Raw genomic sequence first — 21,724 nt, 5'->3', positions numbered from 1 at the left:
TTTTGAACAGGGACGAGGGTGGCCTCATCCCGAAGATGCATTTCCTCGGAGTTCGTCCAGCAGCGCGCGGGCGCGTTCCGGACGGATATTTTTCTCGGTGATCATTTGCTGCACGATGCGACTGACCAGTTCCGGCGGCGCGCCGACCGCCGTGGCGATCTGCTTGGCGTGCATTTCCATGTGACCGCGCTGAATGCCTTCGGTCGCCAGTGCGCGCATCGCCGCGAGATTCTGCGCGAGCCCCGCCGCGCTGATGATCTCGGCCAACTGCCGCGCCGATTGGATCTTCATAATCTTGAGTGCGATTTGCGCGGTCGGGTGGACGCGGGTCGCGCCGCCGACGATGCCCACCGCGAGCGGCATTTCAATCGCGCCGCGCAGGTTACCGTTTTCGTCCTGCCACCAGCGCGTGAGGCTGGTGTACTGTCCGCTGCGGGCGGCGTAGGCGTGGGCGCCCGCTTCGATAGCGCGCCAGTCGTTACCCGTCGCCATAACGACCGCGTCCACGCCGTTCATGATGCCTTTGTTGTGCGTGGCGGCGCGGTACGGGTCAACTTCGGCGAAGACGCCCGCCTCGACAATCGCCCGCACGACCTGATCGCCCGTGAGCGTCTCAGTCGCGAGTTCGCTGGCGGGAATCATCCCCTCCGCGCGGGCTTTGCGATGGTCGGTGAGATTGCTCAGGATGCGCAGCACCACGCGCCCACCCGTAAGCGCTTCGATCTGCGGGGCGATGTGCTCGACGGCGGTGTTGATCGCGTTCGCGCCCATCGCGTCGCGTGTGTCATACAGTAGGTGGATGATCAGCATGGGGCCGACTGACGTGCTCGGCATGGGGCGCACCTGAATATCCTTTGCGCCGCCGCCACTCTTGACGATGCTTCCGCCGATGCGGTTGACTTCGTCCATAAGCGCGGCTTTCTCCGCCATGACTCTGCCCGCGGCGACGTAGACATCGTCCAGATCGAGCACCTGAATTTGCCCGATCATGATTGGTTCGTCACTAGAGGTCGTGAAGCCGCCGCCCGCGCGGAACAGGCGCGCCGCGTTGCTGACTGCGGCCAAGACCGAGGGTTCCTCAATCACCATGGGAATCAGGACATCTTGGTTGTTGATGAGAAAGTTGGTCGCGATGCCGAGCGGCAGCGCATAGACCCCGACCGCGTTTTCGATCATCTGGTCAGCTTGCGCCGCGCTCAACCCGTTGATGCCGAGCATGGCCGCCTGCTCCGCTGCAGAAAGGTCACCCCACTGCGCGACGATAGCGGCGCGTTCGGCGAGTGTACGTTTATAAAAACCGGGAATTCGTGATGTGTGTTCGACTGTCATGCGGGGCAGTCTAGCAGAGGGGAACTTTCAAAAGCTATCAAAGGTGAAAAACGGAACAATCAAGGAGCTATCTCTGAGCGGAGATTAAGGTGTACCGCCTCCGAGCACGCCGGTGCACCGTGGGCGGGAAGCAAAAGACCCGCCGGGAAGGCGGGTCTTTTGCAGATTAGTCAGGCAGAATGCGGCTGTTCAGGAAATAGTCGAGCCACGTGAGGATGAGCAGCCCAATTGGGAAGCCCGTCCAGAAGAAATACTGAACACCGTATTTCTGAATGCTGATCGCATTGCCGCCGTGCGGACCCATCCACGGGAGGATCATGGTCACAAAAACTGCGGCGATGAGGAAACCAAGGCCCATCGACACGACCCAGACGATCAGACGACGCATAGTCAACGACGACATCTTTTACTCCGGCACATCAAACAAAATGGTATGGCCAGATTGTAGCGTGGTTGTGCCTTTTGGCGCAAGTGATTTGTGACTCCGCAAAACATTAATGTGCCCATGCCGTAATGGTTGTTATATTTACTGATGTTTGCTAGACTGAAATGTGCGTAACGTGACGTGAAATTTACATCTTACCGTGGACAGCGGTGTTCTCATCCATGTAATCATAGTTTTATAAAGGGGAAGTTGCGTGGCTGACCTATTCGATAAGGCGAAAAACTACAGAGACGCTAAAGAGGCGATGGAATTGGGGATCTACCCCTATTTTCGCGCTCTGAGCACGACCGAAGGTGCGGTCGCGCAGTTTGAAGGACGCGAAGTCGTGATGATCGGCTCGAACAACTACCTCGGCCTCACGACCGACCCGCGTGTTCGGCAGGCCGCCATCGAAGCCGTAGAAACCTACGGGACGAGCGTTACCGGCTCGCGCTTCCTGAACGGTACGCTGGAACTGCATCTCGAATTGGACAAGCGTCTGGCGAAATTCGTGCACAAGGAAGCTGCGCTCGTATTTTCGACCGGGTATCAGACAAACGTCGGCGTGATTACCGCGCTGGTGCAAAAAGGCGATTACGTTATCATCGACAAAGATGACCACGCCAGCATCGTCGACGGTTGCATGATGTGCCGTGGCGAAATGAAGCGCTTCCGCCACAATGACATCAGCAGCCTCGAAGATGTGCTCTCGAAGCTGCCCGCTGATGCGGGTAAGCTGGTCGTCGTCGATGGCGTGTACAGCATGGGCGGCGATATTGCCCCGCTGCCGGAAATCGTCGACATCTGCAAGCGCTACGGCGCGCGTATCATGGTAGATGACGCGCACGGCATCGGCGTGACGGGTGGCGGGCGCGGCACCGCGGAACACTTCGGCCTGACGGATCAGGTCGACCTGATCATGGGCACATTCAGCAAGAGCTTTGCCTCGATTGGTGGTTTCATCGCCGGTGATGCCGATGTGGTGCACTACATTCAGCACCATGCACGCTCGCTGATCTTTTCGGCGGCGCTGACGGCTGGACAGGCTGCCGCCGCGCTCAAGGCGCTCGACATCATGGAAACTGAACCGGAACACGTCGAGTCGCTGTGGCGCAACGCCGAATACATGCGCAAAGGGCTGCACGAGCTCGGTTACAACACGGGCAAGAGCAACACGCCCATCATTCCGATTATCATCGGCGATGTGTTCCGCACGATCATGGCCTGGCACGCGCTGATTGAAGAGAACGTCTACACGAACCCGGTGCTGCCGCCGGGAGTGCCGCCGGGCAGCAGTCTGCTGCGCACCAGCTACATGGCCTCGCACCGGCAGGAACACCTCGACCGCGCCCTCAAGGGCTTCGCGGCGGTGGGTGAACGGTTGGATCTCGTGTCACTCAATAACGAATTGTCGGATGTGGCGACTGGCTGATCGTCAACGCTTCTGAAGTTACGTAAACGGGGCGGATACCATGTGGATCCGCCCCGTTTTTGATTCTGGTAGCCGCTGTAGGGACAGGGTCTACCCTGTCCCTACAGCGGCGTGCTTTGAACTATGAGCTGACCTTATTGCTGAGCTGCCGATCCTTGCGGTTGAGCGCGAGACGGCGGTGCAGCGGGTCGAGCAAGCGGTAAGCGACGGGCACGACGATCAGGGTGAGCAGCGTACTGCTGAACAAGCCGCCAATCACGACAGTGCCGAGTTCCGATGCGATAATCGCGCCTTCTGACAAGCCAACCGCCAGCGGAACCAACGCGCCGATAGTCGCCAGCGCGGTCATGAGAATCGGACGTAGACGACGTTCTCCCGCTTCGAGGAGCGCGTCGCGCAGTTCCATGTGCCGTTCGCGGCGGTTGCTTTGCACGCGGTCGATGAACACCACGGCGTTGGTCACTACGATACCGATGAGCATCAGCAGGCCGATCATCGCCGAGATGCCGAGCACGCGGTTGGTCAGCGTGAGCAGGATGGCCGCGCCGACCGGGGCGACGATGATGCTCAGGATGATATCGAGCCAGTGCACGAGCGAGCCGAACGTCACGATCAGGATGAGCACGACCAGCACAATCGCGATGCCCATCGCAATGCCGAGACCCGCAAACCCTTCGGTCTGCTGGCGCGATTCGAAGCCTTCGCTCACCGTGACGCGATCCGCCAGACTGTTGCTGTCAAGATAGCTCTGAATCGCCTGTTTGGCGGTGTTCGTCACGCCGATGGTGTTGTTGGTTTCCAGTTCGCCCGTGTAGCGCGCCGCCGACTGGAGATCCACGCGAATGAACGTCACCGGGCCATCATCGGCTGCGTCACTGCTGACGACGTTGCTGCTGACGTTGGTCAAGCCTTCGACATCATTGAGCACGTCGATAATGTCGGCGTTGATCGCTTGGAGATCCGCCTGCTCGCCGGAGAGCACGAGCGCGAAACCACCGAAACCCTGTTCGCTGAGCGACGCGCTGGAGACGGTGACGTTTTCCGGCCCGAAGATGCCTTCGGCACCAGCCCGAATCTCACCCGTCAGCGCGTCGAGCGTATCCGGGTGTTCCACGCTCAGGGTGATGGTGGCGACGTTTTCGCTGACTCCGCTGCTGCCGAGGATCAGCGCTTCGAAGCCGTCACCGCCGCCGATCCGGGTCGAGACCGTCGTGATGTCATCTTCGGTGAAGTTCTCGGCGAGGTAGTCTTCAAATTGCAGGATGACGGCGTTGGTATCCGCCATCTTGGTGCCGGGGGGCAGATTCACGGCCACGCTGACCTGCGGTTCGCCGAAGGAGGGCAGGAAGGCCAGCGGCCGGGTCGCGAACAGCCCCAGACCGACGATCAGGCTGACCGCCGCCACCGCCAACACGATCAGGTTGTTGCGCCCACTAGCCAGCGCCCACTTCAATGCCGGATCGTACAGGCGTTCCAGCCACGAATTCTCTTCGTCGGCGATTTCGTTGCGGTCGAGGAGCAGATAGGCGACGACCGGGACGACCGTGATAGCGACGATGAACGACGAGAGCAGCGAATAGGTCACGGCGAGGCCGAAGGGCAGGAAGAATTCGCCGATGATGCCGCCAGTCAGGCCGAGCGGCAGGAACACGACCACCGTGATGACCGTCGCGGCGAAAATTGCGACGGACACATCGCGCGTACCTTCGATCAAGGCGTGGGTTTTGTCTTCACCTTCCTGCAAGTGGCGGAAGATGTTTTCGAGCACGACGATGGAGTCGTCGACGACGCGGCCAATGGCGACCGTCAAGCCGGAGAGCGTCATGATGTTGAGCGTGATGCTTTCCGGGAACAGGCGCAAGAAGAACGTCGCGAGCGATGATGTATCCGCCAGTGGCAAAAGCGCGGCATGCACAATCGGCGGCACCCAGTACATAAAGGCGAGCGCCATCAGCACGGAGAGCGGAATGCTCACGCCGGACACGAGCGTGCTGCGCCACGCCGGATGCGGCAGGTTGCCCGGCCACAACAGCACGAGGAAACCCGCGCCCGCGCCTAACAGCAGCAGCACGCGGACGACCACGTCCGTTTGTTCAAAGGCGCGACCAAAGTCACCGCCTAGCGCCGCGGCGTTTGCTTGAACGACGAGGAACAGCCCGCCGAGGAACAGCGCGATCATGATGCCGCCGACGACCGCGCGCGGACGGCGCGACCAGCGACCGCTGCTCAGGAAGATGAGGATGACGACGACCGCGAAGATTGCGCCGAGACCGCCTTCACGCGCCACACCGCTGATCGACTCTTCGACGAAGCTGGCTTGTTCAAAGGCGACGGAGACGGAGATGGTGTCGTCCGCTGCATCAATTTCGTGCAGCAGGTCTTCGACAATGTGGAAGGCTTCGACGTTGTTCGCTGTGTCCGTCTTGAAGACCGTGACGGACAAGCTCGAATTGCCGTTGACGCGGGTGAGGGCGTTGGTCGGCACGAACGGCGCTGCGCCTGAGGCAATGCGTTCCTGCACGTCGGCGGGCAGCGTGGCGACCACATCGGCGGAGAAGAGCTGCAGCGCTTCGATGCGCAAATCGTTCAGGAAGTTCGAGTCGCGTGTGACCATGTAAGCGACGGCTTCCGGCGACGTATTCCCGATCAAACTGGGGGCAAACGACGCGCCCTGCGCCGAGTTGAACAGGCCATTGATGAAGCCCGTCGCGCTGGGGAAGAAGCGGAATAGGTCATCGGCGCTATCCAGCTCGACGCCAAGGAAGTCGCCAATGAACTGCCAGTCAGCGTTGAGCGCCGGGGCGTTCGGGTCAGCGGGCGGCACATCGGTCGCATAGCGTTCAGCCAACTGGGTGGCGGCTGAGGCGGTTTCGCCGCTGGCAATCGCGCGTACGGTGGTCGCCGTGTCGGCGGGCAGCGCTGCGATCACCTCGTCGGACAGCTCGGCGAGCGTGGCGGGCGCAAATTTCGCCACGACCGCGGGATCGAGGTTCGCAAAGAATTCCGGTTCAACCGCGTTGAAGTAGTTGATGATTCCGGGTGTGAGGCTGTCGAACAGGCGGACATCATAGCCGGCGAACTGCTCGGGCACGTTGGCGTTGATCGTGTTGAGGACGGTCGAGGGCTGCCCGCCGCCGATTTCGACGATATCCTGCGCGGTCTCCAGCGGCAAGGTGGCGAACTGTGGCTGCGCCGAGAGCGTATCCCACACATTATTCAGCGGAATTTCCACGCCCGGCACGTTGAGCAGCACATCGAGGCTGAACGCGGACGCCACATCAGCGCTGAGATTGGGCAGGAACGTCGGGTCGTTGGCCGCAATGAAGGTGATCGCTTCGGGCGACAACTGGCGAATCACGCCAGCCGCGCCACCGGGGATGCTGACCGAGGGCGCACCTTCAGGCAGCGCATCCGGGTTGTCGAGCAGCAGCAGGAAGTTGAGCAGATCCGCTGCGCGCAGGGTCTGCGTGCCGCCGAACTGCGCCGCCATCTCGTCGGGCAGTTGAATGTTGATCAGGTCGTCGGCGGTGTTGAGTTCAAGGCCAATGAACCCGCCGAGCAGGTTGAACACCAGCGGTAGGCTTGGCCCTTCGGGAATATCCTGAACGACCGGTGTTTCGCCGGTGCCAACGGGTTGTTCGACGGCTTCGGTTGAGCCGTCAGCCGCCGCCCCGCCATCGGTGGGGAGAGCCGCGCCGGTGCCGGAAATGCTGAAGGTCGCGAGCGGAATATCGTCAAAGCTGAAGGTGATTAACTGCGGCGGTGAAATGCGCCACGGCTGCGGCAGGTCAACCGGTTCGGGCTGTGCAGCGGCGCCGCTGATGGCGACGGCCAAGGCCTTCGCCGCCAGTTGATCGCGAGTCAGACCGTCGAGGTTGGCGATGTAGTCGGCGGGCAGCGCGGCGAACGCTTCATCGGACAGACTCACGAGCTGATCCGCTTCGAAATACTGCACGAGAGTCGGTTCAACCGCCAGCAGTTGGTTGATGTCGGCGGCCGTCAGATCGTCGGTTTGTCCGAGTGCACCGATGATTTCGCCAGAGGTCACGAAGTTATTGAAAACCGTGCCCAGTGTGCGGGTGAGCGTGCGCATTTCGCGCAGGTCACGCGCATCCTTGAAGCGATCCATTTGCCAACTGGCGGGCAGCGCCGGCACGCCTTCCGGTACGGAGAAGGGCAGCGCGCGCAGGGCCTCGACGGCCGTCTGGTCAAGGGCGCTCAGCCCATCAACCTTGGCGCTCACGACGGCCCAAACTTCGGGAGTCAGGTCGAGCAGGCGGCTGGGCGCTTCGGCACTGCCGACCGGGACGGGCGTCGGCACGGCTTCTCCGTCGCTTGGCAGAATCTGACCGCCGCTCACCGAGACGCTGGCGACCTGTTCGATGTTCTGCAGCGCGGGCACAACTTCCTGCTCGACGAGCAGGCGGAGCGCATCCGAACTGTTCACATCTTTGGTCTGCGTGGCGAGGTAAGCCAGCAGCGTCTGCACCGTGTCAGCGGATAACGCCGACCACACGTCGGGCGAGAGTTGGAACAGGAAGTTGGAATCGGTCGTCTGCAGGTAGATCAGCACTTCGGGTGGCAGATCGGCGAGCAGGCGCGCCGCGAAATCGGTCGCGCTCTCACCTTCAGGCGGCGCGATGCGGCGCAGCGGCAGCCAGACCGAGTCGATGGCCTGCTGGATTTCGCTGCGCAAGCGGGGCGCGTTGACGCCGAAGTTATTACGCGCGGTGATGACGGAGCCGAAGGCACCCGTCGTGGATGACTCAAGGTTGACGACGTCGGGGACTTGTTCGTCCAATGCGGTTTCGATGCGCGAGGTGAGGACATTGAGCACCTGGTCGCTCGTCATGCCCGTGGCTTGGGCGAGGATGATCGTCTGCGGGAACTCGACTGAAGGGATCAGTTCCTGCTTAAGCTGGGTCACCGCGTACACGCCCGCGACCGAAAGCAGAATGACGAGAGCCAGCGTAACCACGCGGAAACGAAGCGATAGCGCTGTAAGTCCGCTAAAGAGTGATTTCATGCAAGACCCTATCTATTGTGATGGCTGTCACTAAGAATAGTAGTGGTTACACGCGTGAAAATCAACGTAAGGTTATGTAAAACTGTTTCATATCTAATTAGGAAATGATCTACAATGAACGGTGTAGACAAGGCATAAAACATGGACATCGACTTACAGGAACGCAGCAAACGTTTTGTCCCTGCCCAATACCGCGACCACCTTGACGATCCTGCCATTCTCGCCGAAGCGATACAACATCTGAACAGTTTGTATAAGGCGCTCTGTTCGTTCCTGCCCCTGTACATTGAAGAAGAGATCCTCAAGACGCAGGGCTACAGTGCGCTCCGTCCCGGTACCTTCATGTTCGCTGACGTTTCCGGTTTCACCGCATTGTCCGAACGCCTGCAGCGCGAGAGCACGCAAGAAGGCGCGGAAATCCTCACGATGGTGATGAATGATTACTTCGCCGAAATGCTGGAAATCCTCGCGAAATCGGATGGCCAATTACTCAAGTTTGCCGGGGATGCACTGCTAGCATTCTTCCCGGCGAAGCCGCGCAGCATCGCCGATGCCGTCAAAGCGGTACGCACGGGGCTGCGTATGCAGCGTGCTATCGAGCGCTTCAAGCCCATCAGCGATCCGCGCCTCGTCGAACTCCTCAAAGGCGACCAGTACAGCCTCGTGATGTCGATTGGGGTGGCGCGCGGGAAGCTATTCGAAATGCTCATTGGGAATCAGGCGCAGCGCGATCACTTGATTTTGGGCAGCCTGCCCGGCGCGGCGATGTCCGCGGAGAGTGTCGGGCGGCAGGACGAGGTCATTGTCGATGCCAAGCTGGCCGCACTGCTGGTGGGGCACTTCTCGTTCAAGCGGATGGGACATGGCTTTTCCCAGGTAGTCGATAGTCTGGGCGCGGAACTGGGCGACTACGAGTTTGAGGCGCTCAAGAAGCGCCGCGCCAAAGGCTCTGCCCTGTTTGACTTGACGACGGATATGCTGATCGATACGCTGCGTCAGCTTCTGAGCCGGGTGGAGGCCATGTCGGTGTATGTTGCTCCGGCGGTGCTGCATGAGCTCATCAACAGTGGTGACTATCATCTGCGCAGCTCGAATCGCTTCGCCGTGACCATGTTCATCTATGCGACGGGGTTCGCCGAACTGCTGGATACCCGGCGCGGCGCAGAGGATCGTCGTGACCTGATCGCTTCGATTGCCGAACGTTATTACAACCTCGTCCAGCAGACGATCACCGAATACGGCGGGACGCTCACGCGTACCGACCCATATCAACTGGGCACGAAGCTGTTGGCGACGTTTGGTGTCCCCGTCGCGCACTCTGACGACGCCGACCGCGCGGTCGATGCGGCGCTGGAAATCCGGCAGCGTCTCATGGCACTCAACCAGAGTCTCGAACATGAACTCCCCGACGATCTGCGGCGGGCAGCATGTATCACACAGCGCATTGGTATCGCGCAGGGCAACACCTTCGCGGGCGAGGTCGGCTGGAAGGCGCGGCGCGAGTTCACCGTGATGGGCGACGACGTCAACCTCGCCGCGCGCCTCATGGCCAAAGCCGCGCCCGGTCAAATCGTGATCAGCGACCGGGTGTACGGGCGTGTGCAGGGAAGTCTGGAAGTTGAACGCTTGCCCGCCGTGCAGCTCAAAGGTAAGCAGCACCCGGTGCAGACCTACGCAGTACTGCGACCGCTGCTCGCTCCCGTCAGACTGGTGGAGGCGGAACCCGCCGCGTTCATCGGGAACCAGGCCTTGCTCGAAACGGTTGCGGCGGCGCTCGCGGCGACGGTACAGGGGCAGGGCGCGCGCCAACTCGTGCTGCTCGGGCACAGCGGGGTCGGCAAGTCGCGCCTCGCCCGGCAGATCGCGCGGCAGGCGCGCGTGAACGACTGGCGGGTGGCGTGGGTGAACTGCACCCGGCGTGACACCGAACGCAGTGTGATCCGCGCGCTGCTGAGTCAACTCCTCGATATTCAACCAGACGATCCGACGGCTGTGCTGCAAGTACGGCCTTGCTCGGGCTCGCGGTGCGCCTGCTGGGGATCATGCCGACTCTGCTTATCATCGACGATGCCCAACGCGCCTCGGGTGATCTGCTTGAGCGACTCAGCGAAATCGCACGCGCAAGCGGCAGCGCGCCGGTCGTCCTGCTCCTGCTCGCGGAGCCGCCGTTCGCGACTGTGACCGTCGATACCTATCGCATCGCCGATCTCGAACCGAATGAGCTAGCGGAACTGGCGGCACAGTATCTTGGTGTGGCGGCGATTGGCGCACGGCTGCGGTCCGTCCTGTGGACAAAAACGGGTGGACGACCGGTTTATGCGGAGGCCTATCTGGAAAGCCTGCGCACGCACGATTATCTGGTCAATGGCGAGCTGCGCCCCGAAGCCGTGACGGATCTGCTGCCCGAGAGTCTTCGCGAAGTTGTGATGACGCGCATCGACTCACTCTCCGCTGACCTGCAGGCGGTGCTGCGCGCAGGCGCCGTGCTCGGCGGGAAATTCACCCCGGCGGCGCTCAGCGTCGTCGCTGAGATTTCCAATCCGGCGCAGATTGACGCAATCATACAGACTTTGGTCGATGAACATCTGCTGATGGCGGCTGATGATGCGTTCACTTTTCGGCGGGAACTGGTGAGCAGCGCGATCTACACCAGTCTCTCACGGGTGATACGCCTCAAACTGCACCGGTTAGCGGTCAGCTACTGGCAGGCACAGCGCCAGGAACGGGCGGCGGCTCAGCAGTTGGCCGGACATCTGGCGCGGTGCGGTTTGCTCCCGCAGGCGATCGAGGTGTTGATGAACGCCGCAGACGCGGCGGAAGAGCAGGACGACCTGAGTCGGGCGGCGCTCATTTACCAGCAGGCACTCGAAATCTTTCCCGACGATAAGGGGGTCGCTCTTCGGTTAGAACGGCTGCAGCAGCGGTTGACCGGGGAGTAAAGTACACAAGCACAGGACGAGAACGTTCTCGTCCTGCTGCTGGTTGAAAGCGCGGTTAAGCGAGGAGCTCAGTGGCAACCCGCCGCAGATTCTGCGTAATGGGGTGGTTGGGGAAGTGGAGCACGAAGACTCCAGCGCTCGCCAACGTCATCATTTCGTCGGAGTGCGGCAGCACCGCGCCGACGGGGCAGTTGTACGTTTGGGCAACGCGTGCGCGAACCTCGTCAAAATTGAAGGACATAGGCGTCTTGTTGACGATGAGCAGCATCCGCGGCACGTCGAGCTTGCGCGCAACTTCCACCGTGACGCCTGTACCCTGATAATCCTGCTGGTCGGGACGCATGATGATTGCCAGCGCGTCCGAAATGGCGACCGAAAGGAGCGTTTCTTCGTTCAGGCCGGGGTGCGTGTCGATAAGCAGCACATCGAGCGTCAGCTCTTTGATCAGATTTTGGAAGCCGTCGTTGAGAAGACCGACATCGTAGCCTTCGCGGAGAATACGCGCGATTTCGCCGACTTTGATGCTCGCCGGGATCAAGTAGATTTTGCCGTTGGCCGGAATCGGCTCCGCGCCCTCGCCGAGGTTCTTATTGAGGTTCGCCGTCACATCGTAGGCGGCTTTTTCGATTTCGCACTTGCCCCACAGGTAATCGTTGAGCGAGTACTTGATTTCTTCTTCGTCCAGCCCGAACAGAACGTGAATCCCGGGGGAGTTGATGTCGGTGTCAATCACCCCGACCCGCAGACCACGACCTGCGATGATACCGGCCAGGTTCGCAGTGGTATTCGACTTGCCCGTTCCACCTCTGAAGGAGTGGACCGAGATAATTTTTGACATGAAGATTTCTCCCAGGCATGATGTTCACAGAGGACGTCACGATGTTCATATTACCCGGTTTTGATGGATTCGGCTAGCGGCGGTCAGGCAACCGGTGGTTCATCGCGCGAGATCGCATCCAACGCGTTGAGCACCCGTTTGCGCAGCGCCCGTCCGAATTCCGAGGTCGGTTCTTTGGAAGCGCGGGAACGCCCGCGAATCGAGGCGAGGAGCGCCTCACGCGTAAGGGGAACATCCCGTTCGATGGTGTCCCAGATGGCCGGGGGCAGCGTGCGCTTTCCGCCGCGCATCATAGTGCGCTGATTGGTGTCATCGGGAGCGGACGCATTGTCGACGCCGAGGCGCGTCCAGAAGGCTTGGTTTTGCTTCGCGCCGCGCCGCACGAGGTTAACGCGGTACACGCGTACTTGGTCATGGAGCAGGGAGACGATCCACTCGTGCGCGGCGAGGTCGGCGAGCAGCGGGTCGACATCCTGGGGAGCAACAAGCCGGAGTTCCTGCAGCGAGAGACACAAATCGTCATAGGTCATCATCGTTTCACGCAGGATGAGGCGCACGACCTGGCGCTGGGCGGGCGATAGTTCCATCAAGTCGACCAGATTGCAGCTCATGGTTGGCTCCTCATCTTCCCCAGCTAAAAATCGTAAATGTATTATAGTCAGGTTTTCTGAGAAGTGTGGTTAGGAAATGTTTAGCGTAAGGTTGGTGGAGAGATACAATGGCGTTCTCTCCACCAGAAATAGTGGCTAGTCGAGCATGCGGACATAGCTCTCGTAACGGCGTTTGGTGATATGCCCTGCGCCCACGGCCTTGAGTATGGCGCAGCCCGGCTCCGTGCGATGCGTGCAGTCGAGTCCGAAGCGACAGCTACCAACGTAGGGCTGCATTTCGCGGAAGAAGAGGGCAAGGTCGCCGTCGTCGATGTTCCACGTCGAGAATTCGCGCATGCCGGGCGTATCAACAATGTAGCCGCCCTCGTTCAGTCCGATCATTTCGACGTGGGTGGTGGTGTGCTTCCCCTTCTTAAGCGCTTTGCTCACTTCACCCACGCGCAAGCCGAGCCCCGGTTGCACGGCGTTGAGCAGACTCGTTTTGCCGACGCCGGATTTGCCGATGAGGACTGATGTTTTGCCGTTCAGCGCCGCGCGCAGTGCGTCGATGCCCTGACCGGACTCGGTGCTGGTGAGGATAGCCTGGTAGCCGAGCGCGCGGTATTCATCCATGACGGCATCGAATGTCCCGGGTTTCACGAGATCGAGCTTGGTCATGACGATGAGCGCAGGAATCTCCGCTTCTTCGGCGGTGACGAGATACCGATCGAGCAAATTCCAGTGCGGCGCGGGCAGCGCGGCGGCGAACACGGTCACGAGCTGGTCAACGTTCGCGGCGATGATTTGTTCAAGCTGCTTGACGCCCGCTGCCGAGCGCGCCAGTTTGTTGCGCCGGGGCAGCACTTCCGTGATCAGGCCTGCGCCGTCTTCGGCCACCACGAACTGCACACAGTCACCAATAGCGACCGGGTCAATCATATGGATGTCGTCGACTTTTTGCACGCGGTGATGCCCGATGGACGAGCGGTCTGCAATCGGATAAATCAGCTCTTTGCGCAGGCGGCTGGAAATTGAGCACACGACATCGCCGTCGGCGCTGCGCACGAAATACGTGCCGAGTTGTTTCTTATAGACCACGCCTTCGACGTGGTTGGTGTATCGAGCCAAGGTTGGTTTTCCCCTGAACAGGTGTAGACGAATCAAAACAGTGATCGACGGATGACGGGTGGCATGCCAAAGACATGTCACGGCGCATCGTGACCGCGTTCCTCAACGCTCGCCAGTTAGGGTAGGGCGGGGGTTGTGTCTTAAGCGGAGATCAGATGCGCGAATAAGCTCGGTATGCTGACGACAGTCATGTAATCTGGCTCCTTCACGCACAAATAAGACACTGTGAACCACTATAGTCTGATCTGAACCGTTCGTCAAGATCAGCGGCGGGGATTTCCGTCAAAAGTCGGAGAACGAATCGGGAGCGTCTGCGCGCTCCCGCGATCAGTTATAGCCAGAATTGGGTTTTGCCCTGCAGGTTCTCGTCGAGCACGCCGCGCAGAATGCCCGCCTCAAGCGCGTCGCCACCGTATAACGTCACGGGGAGCTTCGGCACCTTGACCGCACCATAGTGAAACAGGGTGAAGGCCAGCACGCTGTGCAGTGCCTGCTCAATCGGCAGCGAGGCTTCAGTGCGAATGTGAATCGGCTGAATAGCGGCGTCGCCGGAGGTCGTCAGGATGAAGGCTTCGGTATCGCTCAGGCGGAAGGTGCTGCCCCAGTCCGGCGCTTCGATCTTCCCGCCGCCCAGTGCATAGATCCGTGGTACGCCGGAGCGGATCACTTCGACCGGGCAGAATTCGGCGTCGATTTCGCCTTCCCAAGCGCCGATGGCGCGCAGCACTTCACGGCGCTGCTTGCCGTCAAGATGCAGCACGACGCGCTTCCCGCCGAGCAGCTCTTGCGGGAGCAGCCGCGCGAGCAGCGCATCCGGCACGCTTGCGCCGTCACGCACCGGTTCGGTCGCTATGGCGTAGCCGATGAACGCGCCGTCTTTCTTGTAAACGCGCGCAACGCCCGTGAGATGCGGTACATCCTTCTTATTGTGCTCAATCAAGCTTAAGCCGACGACACGGTCGGCGTAGGGGAGCGATTCGTCCAGCAGGTAGGGGATGCCGCCCGCGCGTGCCACCAAGCCCATGATCACACTGCTCATGGCGGCCGGGTTGTTCATGGTCGATTCGTGAATGACGAGCGTGGGCATGCCGCGCCCGACGGTTTGCAAACGCGTATTGCGGTCATCCACCGCTTCTTCTTCGGCGGACTCGATTTCGTCGGGCAGGAAGGCCAACGCGAGATCATGCGGCTCTTTGAGCAGTAGGCGCACGGCGCTTTCGAGGTTGGCCTGCGAAATCACGCGGATGCTGCGTTCGCGCACGACTTCCAGCTTCAGACCGAAATCACGGTCGAGCGAGCGGCGCAGTGCTTCGGTGAAGTCGCGCACTTCATCGGCGAGCGTGTTGATCACCACTACCCGCAGCGGTTTGTCGGTGTCGGGCAGTTTCTGCGCGCCCGCCGTCTGGAAGTCCTGATTAAGCCGCGCCAGATCATACGGACGCGACTTGCCGCTGCCGTAAGCCAGCGAAAATTTGGGAGTCATGCTGCCGAACAGCGCCGCCGCGTTCTGGGTGCTGTAGGCATTGCTGATCAGATTGTGTTCTTTGAGGATGTCGGAGATCAGCTTGACCATCTGCGCATGCAGGGCGGGGCTGAGGTGCAGCGCCTTCTCCATCTGCGCCTTGTTGATGTCAAACTGGCCGATGTCGCGTAGACGGATCACCAAATCGAGCGCATCCGTCACGTAATCGTATTCGCGCGTATCAACCAGCACACGGCACACCCAATGATCGCCGGGCGTTTTCGCGAGCAGTTCCTGCATGTCCGGACGGTCGCTCAGCTTGATGAGGCGGTCGCGCTGTTCGTCGAGCGTGCCGACGACTTTGGTGATCTCGCCCTGTAAGCGCGCGGTTTTATCTGCCACCCACAGGCCGATCATGTCGGTGGGCTTGTCGAGCGTTTCGACATATGCCTGTAAATCCGGCTCATAGAGCAGGCGGGAGACGACCGTGATCGAAAGCGCAGGTTGGTTATCGACTGTCCACGTGCGGATGCGATATTCCCGCTGCGTGCGCGTGTTTTTGATGCCATAAGCGGTCTTGGCCAGCGCGTCGATCAGCCGATCTTCGAGGCGGAGCAGTGGGCCACGCGCCACAAAATCGGCCAGATGATCGGCGGTGGGCTGCCACGCGAAATCTTCTTCCAGCGCCTCGACGTCGCGGAAATGCGGCTTGAGCTGATCGAGCATCATCACCAGTTTGACCGGGTTGGGCGCTTGATCGGTGAGGATGCGCCCGCCGACCCACACCCAATCACCGGGGAAGACCTCGCGCAGCTCGGCCGCCAAGCGCGCGCCGACTTTGCGGGCGCTGTCGTTGCGGGTGAGGATGCGGTAGGCCGTCAACGGCGGGAGCGCGTCCGTCTTGATTGGGAAGATTTCGGCAAAGAGGTGTGCAGGCATGTCACTCCACCGGCTTGGTGTCGTCGTTACCCCAGTCTTTCCAAGAACCATCATACACACTCCCGTGCGCTAGGCCAGCGGCGCGAAGCGCCAGCAAACCGAAACTGGCCGAGACGCCGCCGTTGCAGTAAAACACCACATCGGATGATTCACTGGTCACGCCCGCCGCTGCGAACAGCTCACGCAGCTTGTCAGGCGGCAGAAGCTGCCCGGAAGCGTCGATGAGCGCCGTACGCGGCAGATTGATCGCCGTGGGAATATGACCGCCACGCTTGGCGCGCGACGCCTCGCCGCGAAACTCCGCCGGAGTGCGCACGTCGATCAACTGCTGGCCGGAACGCAGCGCTGTCAACACCTGATCGCCCGAACGAAGGAGTTCCGGCGTCGGACGTGGGCTGAAATTCCCCGCCGCATAGTTCGGAATTTCCGCCGTTGTCGGGCGACCCTCCGCGACCCACTTCTGCCAACCACCATCCAAAACGGCAACCTGTGTATGCCCGTAGTAGTTGAGCGACCACCACAGCCGAGCGGCGAACATCGATGCAGCATCGTCATAGGCGACGACGAACGAGTCGTCGTTCACGCCGATGCGCCGCATGACATCCGCGTAACGTTCGGCCGGGGCGATCTTGGCATGCCGGGGATCGGCTGGGTCAGTGATTTCTTGCACCCAGTCGATAAAGACTGCCCCGGGTAGGTGCGCCTTCAGGTAGTCGTCCCGATGGTTATAGTAGTGGGGCAGGGGTTCGGTTGCCGGGAGCACATGCCCGCGGATATCCACCACCTGCACGCGATCTAGATTGGCGGCCAGCCAGTCAGTCGTGACCAGTAGATTATTCATACATCCCTATTCTAGCATTTTTGTTCTAATTAAGCGAATCGCTGTGGCGTGACGCGCCTGCCCGTTTCGGCGGAGCGCAGCATGGCTTCGATGACGGCGACATCGTTCAAGGCTTCGGTTGGGCTGTTGCGATGCGGCGTCCCGTGCTGAATGGCATCGGCGAACGCCGCTAGTTCATCGGTGACGCTTTTGTTTTCGGCAAAGCTCACGGGTTTCGGTTGACCATCGACTGTGACTTCCAGCAGGTTGCGGTCAATGCGGGCCGTACCGCGCTCGCCGACGAGATGCAGCGCGCTCGTCCACGGAGCACCTGCCGCATACGTGACCGTGTACGTGCCGATTGTGCCGCTCGCGAACTCAAGCGCCGCGCTCAACGTATCGGCGGGTGGCAGGTCAGCGCGCATTTGCTTGACGACGGCGTTCACACCGACGATTTCGCCGAGGATCTGCCGCAGCACTGCCACATGATGGACGCCGCCGTCCATCAGGAAGCCGCCCGGGAAGCTTCCTGAGCGCCGCCACGCCGTCTGATAGTACTTGTTGCTCGGCACCAGCGAATTTGCCAGCGCCCAATGTGCGCTGAAGACCGGCCCGAGGTCACCGTTCTGCACCAGCTCAGCCGCGGCGCAGAAGGCGTTCTCGTAGCGCCAGTTTTCTGCCACCATCCATACTTGACCGGGATGATTCGCGTAAATGGAGAGCAGTCGTTCGCCGGAAGCGACATCGGCCGCCATTGGTTTTTCGCTTACGACATGCTTGCCCGAGGCCAGCGCCAGATCAACGGCGGAGGCGAGTAGATCGATGGGGAGCAGAATATCCAATGCGTCAATGTCGTTGCGCCGCATGAGTTCGTCGAGGTCACTCGTAATAGCGGGCTTGATCGGCATACTGGCGACGAGCGCTTCCGCGGTCGCGCGGGTGCGGCTGTAGATCGCCACGATTTCAAAGCGGTCTTGCAGACTGAGCAGCGCGGGGATGTGGGCGTCGCGGGCGAAGATTCCAGCCCCGGCTAGGGCGATCCGAATACGTTCAGGCATGGTGCGTGATCTCCTCTCTAGCGCATCATTTTACCTCAGGGTAGAATGACGCGCTTATGTGGCGACCCTTCGTTTTTATCAGTCTGATGCTTCTCATGGTCACGCGCGGCGCGGCGCAGCTCCCTGCCTGCTCGGACCGACCCACCTATATTTCCCAGCCGTGGATTAACCCCGAACTCGCTTGTTTGGAAGAAGTCATCAATGACGCGACAGTCGGCACGTTGGGCTTTGCCGCACTGGCGGTGGCACCGGATGAGACGCTGTATGCAACCCGTCCACTGACCGGCGAGGTCGTCGCGCTGACCGATACCAACGGTGATCTGCTGCCCGATACGCCGCAGGCTCGTGGTGAGCGGCCTGACACAGCCAACCGGCCTAACTTATCACGACGGCGCGCTCTACATCGTGGGCGGCGCGCATATCTATCGCTTGATCGGCGATGAACTCGAAACACTGGTCGATGATGTACCGACGGGCGGCGGGTTCTGGGGGAAGGGTATTGCCGTGAGCGACCGAATCTACGTTTCGACGGGTGCGCCGTGTGATCCGTGTGTGACCGACGATCCCCGGCGCGGCGCGGTGCTCAGCTACGCGCTCGATGGAAGTGATGTGCAGGTGGTTGCGACCGGGCTGCGTTCCCCGGCAGACCTCGCGTTTCTTGGCGATCAACTGTACACGGTCGACAGCACGCGCGATGACCTGTTCGCCACATCAGATCTTGACGAGTTGAATCACGTTACGCCCGATGTCGATTTCGGCTTTCCAAATTGCGCGGGGGATCAGCCGGATTTTGGGACTTGCGCCGGCACGGCTTTGCCATTGCTCACCTTCCCGACCGCCAGTTCGCCCATCGGGCTGGCCGCCTACACCAGTAACACGCTGCCCCTGCTCACCGACTCGCTCTTGGTCGCGCTCTACGGCGCATACAACCAGCTTGAGCTGCGCGGGTATGCTATCGCAGCTGTCCGCTTCGTCGACGACAGCGCGCAATATGAAATCATTATGCCGCAGCAGGCGGCGAGCGATACCAGTGAGCGCTTCACCGTCGATCAAATGAACTATCGGGGGAGCGGTTTCTTCCCGCAGCGACCGCTAGATATCGCCGTGAGCGACCGCGGATGGGTGTACATCAGCATCAGCGGTGGCCGCATCATCGCTTTACGACCCTGACCACTATCTGGATAAATCCCCATGCCGTATTGGATTGCTGACACGCTCGCCGCGACGCCGTTATTCGCGTGGATCTTCTTTGGGCTAGGTGTGCCGTATGCCTTGCTCCTGCTGCCGCGTCCCGATTGGGTGCGCCGCGCTGAGGTCTTGGCGCTGGCGTTCGCCGTTGGTCCGGCGCTGCTCACTGCGTACATGTTTGGGCTGTCAACGCTCAGTGTGAATTATACGCGTGAGAATGTGCTCGGCGGGACCGTGGTGCTGGCGATGGTCGGCGGGCTGTGGGTGTGGCGCAAGGCTCAGAGCGCAACCTCTCCCCAAATTCAGGGAGGGGAGACAACAGCAGGTCGGCAGGCTGGTTTCGGTGTGGATGGGTGGCTGCTGATCGGTCTGATCACGGTCGCACTGATTGTGCGCTGGGTGGTGATTGCCTACTGGCCGTTCACTGCCTACGATTCCCTGTGGGTCTACGGCTACGAAGGGCGGTTGTATGCGCTGCTCGGCCACATCCCGAACAGCATCGGCTATTACCCGCAGTTCATGCCGCTCCAATACACCTACGCGCAGTTGTTCTTTGGCATCAACGACCACGCCGCCCGCGCTGGATTAATCTTCCTGCACGTTGGCAGCATTCTGGCCGCCTATGGGCTGGGTTCACGGCTGTTCAACCGCCGACTTGGGCTGCTTCTCGCGGCGATCTGGGCGCTGCACCCGCACCTTGGCGAGTGGTCGCGGGCGGGCGACCTCGAAATTCCGCTGGCCTATCTCTTCACACTGGCCGCCGCGTACTACTTGATAGCGTGGCGCTCACAGAACCGCCGCTATGCGCTGATTGCCGGGGTGATGCTCGGCATTGGCCTGTGGATCAAGCCGACGATGGGCGCGTTCCTGCTCGGCATGGCGCTCATGGGGCTGTTCGAACTGCTGCGCGTGCGCTTCGACTTCAAACGCCTGCTGCCGCGCCTGCAAATCGCGCTTATCACGGGGATGGCTGCTGTGCCGCTCGGAGCAGTGTGGTATCTCCGCAATTTGCTGCTGGGGCACAATCCCGTCGATTTCCCGTCCGGTTTCTGGCAGACGCTCGCCGCGCAGAGCGGAGTGGAGTTCGGGTGGGTGCTGCTGGCGCTGCTCCTCGCACTTGTATACCTGTTGACGCGGCGTGATCGGCCTAATATGGCACTGTTCCTCGTCGGCGCATTGCTGATTGTCGGCGCATTGATATCGACGCTTCTGCCGTACTGGGCGCTGTCCTTGCAAGCGATTTTCCCCGATTGGCTCTGGCTGGAAACGTGGCTGGCGCCCGCTCGCCGCTTGAACACGGTTGAATGGGCAGCGCTGTTCGCTGGTGCTGGCGTGATCGCCGGCGCGCTGTGGCGCTACTGGCGCGGTCGCGGTTTGCCGGAGAGTGTCGCCCAGTTGGGGTGGGCGGCAGCGCTGGCGCTACCCTATGCGGTCGTGTGGTTTTTCTTCTACAGCTACCATTACCGCCTGTCGTTTGCGGTCGTGCCCCTGCTGATTCTCCCATCGGCGGCGCTGCTGGCGATGTGGATCAGACCGGAGCGGATGCGGCGCACCTTTCGCGTGGTCTATTTCGTTGTGCTCGCCTTACTCGGCGTGCCGGGGGTGGTCGCAGCGGTCTATGACACGTTTGGCGGTTGGGATTATATGCAAACGGATAAGTACCCCGACGATGTGGCGCGGTATCGTTCTGGCAACGGTGCGCTGATGAGCGTGGTCGATGGCTTACAGGTGTGGCTGGACGAACACCCGGGGGAAACGCTGACCGTCAACGCGCCAGGGGTGGATCGCCTACCGTTTTTCTTCCCACTGCACAACATCAATGTCGATGAAGCGCCCACCCGCTTGAGCGACGTGGAAGACGCGGCCTTTCTGGTCTATGGGCTGCCGGAGACTCGCGGTGAATACCAGAATATTCCCATCACGGACAATCAGGTGATCGGGGCACTCAGCCGGGTCGACGTGGCGCGGCGGGCGTGGGGTTTTGACGATGGCATTTTCCGCTATGACGTCTACGAATGGTCGCTCGATAACCGCTGGATCGCGCCGCAGCCGAATGGCCCGGAAACGCGCGCTGTCGTATTTGGCGGAATCGTGCGCTATCTCGGCTACGATATTGGTTCGTTCTATCTCGGGCCGCAGCGTCGTGTTATTGGGCATACCTACTGGCAAGTACTCGAATCCGCGCCGCAGGACCTCTCGCTGTTCATGCACCTGCTGGATGCCCATGGTAATTTGATCACCAACTGGGATAATCCCATCGGGCGCGGGGAGCGCGGCTACTACTCGTCGCAGGTGTGGGAAGCGGGCGAATACCTCACCGATGAGCGCGAGTTCCCGGTCAGCGCGGACAGCGCGCAGCAGTGGGTGGGGGGGCCGTACCGTCTTGTGATCGGTTGGTATGACCCGGTGACAAACACGCGCCTCCCCGTGGTGATCGATGGAGTGGCGGCGGGCGACAGCCACGAAATTGAGGCGCGGATGGAAATTCATCTTGACTGAGTTTAGGTTTGTCTAAAAAACCTATTGCAAAAGTCTAAAAAATATGTTTAGA

The 21,724-nt window shown here is 60.8% G+C and carries 14 protein-coding genes; 5 read left to right on the top strand and 9 right to left on the bottom strand.

The window, feature by feature from the left end:
- Window positions 1-24: 24 nt before the first annotated feature.
- Window positions 25-1,329: a hydroxymethylglutaryl-CoA reductase, degradative gene (locus IPK17_RS24510; protein ID WP_343420323.1), complete on the bottom strand. Its 1,305-nt coding sequence runs from the start codon at window positions 1,327-1,329 to the stop codon at window positions 25-27.
- 166 nt (window positions 1,330-1,495) lie between these two features.
- Window positions 1,496-1,732 (bottom strand): hypothetical protein, encoded by a 237-nt coding sequence (locus IPK17_RS24505; RefSeq protein ID WP_343420322.1) that lies wholly within the window; start codon window positions 1,730-1,732, stop codon window positions 1,496-1,498.
- 286 nt (window positions 1,733-2,018) lie between these two features.
- Between IPK17_RS24505 and IPK17_RS24500 the strand changes: the two genes are divergently transcribed.
- A complete protein-coding gene (locus IPK17_RS24500; protein WP_502749409.1) occupies window positions 2,019-3,185 on the top strand; it encodes an aminotransferase class I/II-fold pyridoxal phosphate-dependent enzyme in 1,167 nt (388 codons plus the stop codon).
- Between the two features lie 121 nt (window positions 3,186-3,306).
- Here the strand turns inward: IPK17_RS24500 and IPK17_RS24495 are convergent, their stop codons facing one another.
- Window positions 3,307-8,211, bottom strand: coding sequence for an efflux RND transporter permease subunit (locus IPK17_RS24495; RefSeq protein ID WP_343420320.1), 4,905 nt, complete (start codon window positions 8,209-8,211; stop codon window positions 3,307-3,309).
- Between the two features lie 141 nt (window positions 8,212-8,352).
- Between IPK17_RS24495 and IPK17_RS24490 the strand changes: the two genes are divergently transcribed.
- Window positions 8,353-10,392: an adenylate/guanylate cyclase domain-containing protein gene (locus IPK17_RS24490; protein ID WP_343420319.1), complete on the top strand. Its 2,040-nt coding sequence runs from the start codon at window positions 8,353-8,355 to the stop codon at window positions 10,390-10,392.
- An 813-nt stretch (window positions 10,393-11,205) separates the two neighbouring features.
- Here the strand turns inward: IPK17_RS24490 and IPK17_RS24485 are convergent.
- The 6 genes from IPK17_RS24485 to IPK17_RS24460 all read right to left on the bottom strand — a co-directional run bounded on the left by IPK17_RS24485 (window position 11,206) and on the right by IPK17_RS24460 (window position 17,985).
- On the bottom strand, window positions 11,206-11,988 hold the full coding sequence (locus tag IPK17_RS24485; RefSeq protein WP_343420318.1) for a MinD/ParA family ATP-binding protein: 783 nt from the start codon (window positions 11,986-11,988) through the stop codon (window positions 11,206-11,208).
- Window positions 11,989-12,071: 83 nt separating this feature from the next.
- Window positions 12,072-12,599 (bottom strand): hypothetical protein, encoded by a 528-nt coding sequence (locus tag IPK17_RS24480; protein WP_343420317.1) that lies wholly within the window; start codon window positions 12,597-12,599, stop codon window positions 12,072-12,074.
- A gap of 135 nt (window positions 12,600-12,734) precedes the next feature.
- On the bottom strand, window positions 12,735-13,706 hold the full coding sequence (gene rsgA / locus IPK17_RS24475) for a ribosome small subunit-dependent GTPase A (protein ID WP_343420316.1): 972 nt from the start codon (window positions 13,704-13,706) through the stop codon (window positions 12,735-12,737).
- Window positions 13,707-14,037: 331 nt separating this feature from the next.
- Window positions 14,038-16,107 carry an argonaute/piwi family protein gene (locus IPK17_RS24470; protein WP_343420315.1) on the bottom strand — a complete coding sequence of 690 codons (2,070 nt, stop codon included), beginning with the start codon at window positions 16,105-16,107 and terminating at the stop codon, window positions 14,038-14,040.
- Between the two features lies 1 nt (window position 16,108).
- Window positions 16,109-16,948 (bottom strand): sulfurtransferase, encoded by an 840-nt coding sequence (locus IPK17_RS24465; protein WP_343420314.1) that lies wholly within the window; start codon window positions 16,946-16,948, stop codon window positions 16,109-16,111.
- A 29-nt stretch (window positions 16,949-16,977) separates the two neighbouring features.
- Window positions 16,978-17,985 (bottom strand): Gfo/Idh/MocA family protein, encoded by a 1,008-nt coding sequence (locus IPK17_RS24460; RefSeq protein ID WP_343420313.1) that lies wholly within the window; start codon window positions 17,983-17,985, stop codon window positions 16,978-16,980.
- 56 nt (window positions 17,986-18,041) lie between these two features.
- Here IPK17_RS24460 and IPK17_RS24455 point away from each other — a divergent pair, with 56 nt between their 5' ends.
- Genes IPK17_RS24455 through IPK17_RS24445 form a run of 3 tightly spaced genes read left to right on the top strand, consistent with a single transcriptional unit; the run spans window position 18,042 to window position 21,672 of the window.
- Window positions 18,042-18,428, top strand: a complete 387-nt coding sequence (locus IPK17_RS24455; protein WP_343420312.1) for a hypothetical protein — start codon at window positions 18,042-18,044, stop codon at window positions 18,426-18,428.
- The gene (locus IPK17_RS24450; protein ID WP_343420311.1) at window positions 18,334-19,155 is read left to right on the top strand and encodes a PQQ-dependent sugar dehydrogenase; all 822 of its coding nucleotides are present in this window, start codon (window positions 18,334-18,336) and stop codon (window positions 19,153-19,155) included. Before IPK17_RS24455 ends, IPK17_RS24450 begins: the two co-directional genes overlap by 95 nt.
- A 21-nt stretch (window positions 19,156-19,176) precedes the next feature.
- Complete coding sequence (locus IPK17_RS24445) at window positions 19,177-21,672, top strand: glycosyltransferase family 39 protein (protein ID WP_343420310.1); 2,496 nt, start codon at window positions 19,177-19,179, stop codon at window positions 21,670-21,672.
- The last annotated feature ends 52 nt before the right edge of the window (window positions 21,673-21,724 follow it).

The sequence above is a fragment of the Candidatus Flexifilum breve genome, assembly GCF_016713355.1.
This window is presented reverse-complemented; position numbering and strand designations above follow the sequence as displayed.